This window comes from Rhodosalinus sp., from assembly GCF_041685465.1.
In the GTDB taxonomy this organism is placed as follows: domain Bacteria; phylum Pseudomonadota; class Alphaproteobacteria; order Rhodobacterales; family Rhodobacteraceae; genus Rhodosalinus.
Genome location: NZ_JAWLFS010000246.1, coordinates 1 through 4167 on the forward strand (window position 1 = coordinate 1; position 4167 = coordinate 4167).

3 protein-coding genes are annotated in these 4167 nt (G+C 72.1%); 2 read left to right on the forward strand and 1 reads right to left on the reverse strand.

Features of this window, described 5'->3' with window-relative positions; translation table 11 throughout:
* A partial coding sequence (locus tag ACESL7_RS13620) for a PAS domain S-box protein (protein WP_372893855.1) occupies positions 1–703 on the reverse strand: 703 nt, incomplete at its 3' end.
* 668 nt (positions 704–1371) lie between these two features.
* Between ACESL7_RS13620 and ACESL7_RS13625 the strand changes: the two genes are divergently transcribed.
* Positions 1372–2352 (forward strand): ABC transporter substrate-binding protein, encoded by a 981-nt coding sequence (locus tag ACESL7_RS13625; RefSeq protein WP_372893856.1) that lies wholly within the window; start codon positions 1372–1374, stop codon positions 2350–2352.
* Positions 2345–4060: an ABC transporter permease gene (locus ACESL7_RS13630; protein WP_372893857.1), complete on the forward strand. Its 1716-nt coding sequence runs from the start codon at positions 2345–2347 to the stop codon at positions 4058–4060. The genes ACESL7_RS13625 and ACESL7_RS13630 overlap by 8 nt, the downstream gene beginning before the upstream one ends.
* Positions 4061–4167: the final 107 nt, after the last annotated feature.

The following is a 4167-nucleotide window of genomic DNA, read 5'->3' on the forward strand; positions in this document are numbered from 1 at the left end:
CCGTCCGGGCCGACCACCGTCGCGGCGAGTTCCACGACCACGTCGGCGAGCAGGAACCGCTCCCGGTCGGCACGGGCGCGGCGGCATGACCGGCCTGCACCGTCTGGCGGCAGAGATCGACGGCGCGCTCGAGCGCGCGGGCCATGCTCTCGGAACTGAGCCGCACCCGGGGGTCCTCGTGCGTGCCCAGCCGGTCGCACATGAGCTGCGCGGTCGCGAGCGTGTTCTTCAGGTCGTGGGTGAGTTGGCGCACCGCCGAGCCGAGCTCGGCCAGCCGCCGCTCGCGCTGGTCGCGTATGACGATGAGAACCGCGTCGCCGCCCGGGGTAGCACCGCCGCCGCCGACCACCCGCGCGCGCAGAAGCGCCGGCACCGTGCGACCGTCGCGCGTACGGCAGGAAAGCTCGTCCGAGCTCCAGCGCCCCTCACGGCGCAGATTGGCCATGAACCCCTCCAGCCGGGCGAGTTCGTGCGGGTGGATGTCCGCCGGCGTCATCGCCGCGAGCTCCTCGGCCGAAAAGCCCAGCATCTCGCAAGCGGCCGGGTTCGCCGCCACGAAGCGCCCGCTGCGCGGATCGATCAGCACGGCGGGGTCGAAGTTCTCTGCCAGAAGGTCTGCGGCCGGGTGGCCGGCCGTCGCGGTGAGATCCATCCCGCCCCCGAGATTGCGGAAAATGCCGAGCGAGAGCCTATCACATCGCATGCCCGCCGTCCCCACGCCGCGCGGGGCGCGCTCAAGGCTGCGTGATCCCGCGCTGCTGGACCCGCGGGCGGCAATCCGGGACGCTGAAACCGCGCCACCCCAGAAGGCGCACCCGCCCGGCAGCGCTCTGGACGACGCGCTTGCTCGCCCTCGCCGCGCTGTCGGGCCGGGCGGCGGCGCTCTCGGCTTGTCCCCTTGACGGGATGGCCGGGGCGGGCAGGCTCCCGGTCGGCACGGGCGCGGCCCTGAACGGCGCCTGCGCGCTGTCGACCTTCGCGCGGCTCGCGGAGGGGCATCTCGCGATGGCATTCGCCCCGCTCGGCTGGCTCGCCGGCATGGCCGCGATCGCCCGGATCGCACCCGGGCCGCCGTCGCCGGAGGCCGTCACGCTGCCCGGCTGGCTGGCGTTGCCGGCGCTGATCCGGATCGGCGCGGCGGGGATACGCCTCGGCCATCGCCTGAGGGCGCGACGGTCTGGCCGCTGTCCCTCGCCGTGCCGGTCATGGGCGGCGCCTAGACCGCGCTCCTTCTGGCGGGCGCGCCGTGGTCCTTCGGGGCCGGCCACCCGGGGGCGTGCAGGTCTGTCAAGAAACCGCAACATGGCACTGTTAAACGCGATCCACCCGGCCGGGACGGCCGTACCATCCCCAACAGGAACGGATGCTTTCATGACCCGCATGATCTTCGCCGGCGCGCTCGCCACCGCCCTCGCCACGCCGCTCGCGGCAGAGGACGTCTCGGGCAAGCTGGTCCTCTACACGTCGCAGCCCAACGCCGACGCGCAACAGACGGTGGACGCCTTCACCGCGCAACACCCGGACGTCGAGGTGGAGTGGTTCCGCGACGGCACCACCAAGGTGATGGCGAAGCTCCGCGCCGAGTTCGCCGCCGGCAACCCGCAGCCCGACGTGCTGCTGATCGCCGACATGGTGACGATGGAGGGCCTCGCGCAGGAAGACCGCCTGATGGCCTACCCGGAGGCCGACACCGCGGCCTACGACCCGGCGATCATGGACGACGCAGGGCACTACTTCTCGACGAAGCTCATCACCACCGGCATCGTCTACAACACGGCCGCCGAGATGATCCCGTCCTCCTACGCGGATCTCCTGAAGCCCGAGGCCGATGGCCAGATCGCCATGCCTTCGCCGCTGACCTCGGGCGCGGCGACGATCCACATGGCCGCGCTCACCGCGCACCCGGATCTCGGCTGGGACTTCTACGAGGGACTTGCTGACCACGGCGCCAACCCGCAGGGCGGCAACGGCGGCACCTACAAGGCCGTCGCGGGCGGCGAGAAGCTCTACGGCTTCGTCGTGGACTTCCTGCCCATCCGCAACAAGCTCGACGGCGCACCGGTCGAGTTCGTCTTCCCCGAGGAGGGCGTCTCGGCGGTGACCGAGCCGGCGGCGATCCTCTCGACCGCCGGGAACCCGGACGCGGCGCGGGCCTTCATCGACTTCCTGATCTCGCCCGAGGGCCAGCAGCTCGCCGCGGACCAGGGCTATCTGCCCGCGCACCCGGACATCACGCCGCCCGAGGGCTTCCCGGCGCGCGACGAGATCGGGCTGATCGAGTTCGACCCCGCCGAGGCGCTGGAGAACGATCAGGCGAACAAGGAACGCTTCCTCGACATCTTCGGTGGCTGACCGGACGACTCTCCTCCGCGGGCGCGGCGAGGCACTGGCCCTCGCCGCGCTGGTGATCTTCGGGCTCGCCCTCTTCGTCATGCCGCTCGGGCTTCTGGCCCGCGTCGGGCTGACCGAGGGCGGGGTGCCGTCGCTCGGCCCGCTTCTGGAGGCGCTGGACAGTCGCTCGGTGCGCCGCGCGGCCTGGCACAGCCTCGAATCGGCCGGCGTCTCGGCGCTCGCCGCGCTCGTCGTCGGCACCGCGCTGGCCCTCGTCCTCGGGCTGACGGACGTGCGGGCGAAAGGGCCGCTCGTCTTCCTGCTGCTGCTGCCGATGATGATCCCGCCTCAGGTCACCGCGATCGCCTGGGTTCAGGCGCTGGGGCCGGGGAGCCCGGTGCTCGGCTGGCTCGGCCTCGCGCCCGACCCGGGCAGCGCGCATCCGCTCTACACGCCCTTCGGCGTCATGCTCCTTCTGACGGTGCAGCACACGCCGCTCGTCCTGCTCGTCGTGCTGGCCGCGATCCGGTCGCTGCCCCGCGAGATGGTGGAGGCGGCGCGGATCGGCGGCGCGCGGCCCCTCCGCCTGCTGGTGCGCATCACGCTGCCGCTGATCGCCCCGACGCTGGTGGCGGCGGCGATGCTGGCCTTCGTCTCGGCGCTCGGCAACTTCGGCATTCAGGCGATCCTCGGTATCCCGGCGCGCTACACGACGCTGCCGGTGCTCATCTGGCAGCGGCTCTCGAGCTTCGGGCCGACCGTGCTGACCGATGTGGCGGTGATCTCGATCCTGCTGGCCGCGGTCGCCGTCGCCGCGATCGGCCTGCAGATGTGGCTTCAGCGCCGGATGCGCACCGAGGTCACCGGCCCGCCGCAGCCCCCCCTTCGGATACAGCTGCGCCGGGCGCGACCGCTCGCCGAGGGAGCGCTCGCCCTGTACGTCGCGGCGACGCTCGTGCTGCCGCTGGCGGCGCTTCTCGCCACGGCGCTGGTCACGACCTACGGCCTGCCGCTCACCCCGGCGACGCTGACCTTCGGCAACTTCGCCGAGATCCTCTTTCGCCAGCAGGCCACGCTGCGCGCCTTCGCCAACTCGACCCTGACGGCCGGCGCGGCCTCGGTCGCACTCGCCGCGGTCTCGGTGGCGATCGCCTATTTCCTGACGCGGCGCGGCGGCGCCGGCCGGCGCGTGGGGGGCGGGATGGCGGCGCTCGCCGACGTGAGCTACGCGATCCCGGGTCTCGTCATCTCGATCGCCTTCATCCTCGCCTTCATCCGGCCCCTGCCGGTTCTCGACGTGTCGCTCTACAACACCCTCTGGATCATCTTCCTCGCCTATCTCACGGCCTTCCTGTCGATCGCGCTGAAGCCCGTGACCGCGGCCTACGTCCAGCTCGACGCGGCGCTCGACGACGCGGCACGGGTCGCCGGCGCGGGCTTCGGACGGCGCATGGCGCGGATCATGGGGCCGCTGGTCGCGCCCGCCGCGGCCTCGGGCGCGATCCTCGTGTTCCTGACGTCCTACAACGAGGTGACGGTCTCGGCGCTGCTCTGGTCCACGGGCAACGAGACGATCGGCACCACGATCTTCAACTACGAGGACGGCGGCTACACCACGCTCGCCGCGGCGATGTCCTGTGTCACCGTCGCGGCGACGGTGGGTCTGATGTGGGCGCTCGACCGGGCGGGGCGGCATCTGCCGCCGGGGGTCGTGCCCTGGCGGTTGTGAGCGGGGCGCGCGGTCGAAAGGGGGCTGTCCGCCCCCTCTTGGCCTTCGGCCAATTCACCCCCGAGGATATTTTCACCAAGAAGAAACGCGGGACATCAGGGCAGAGG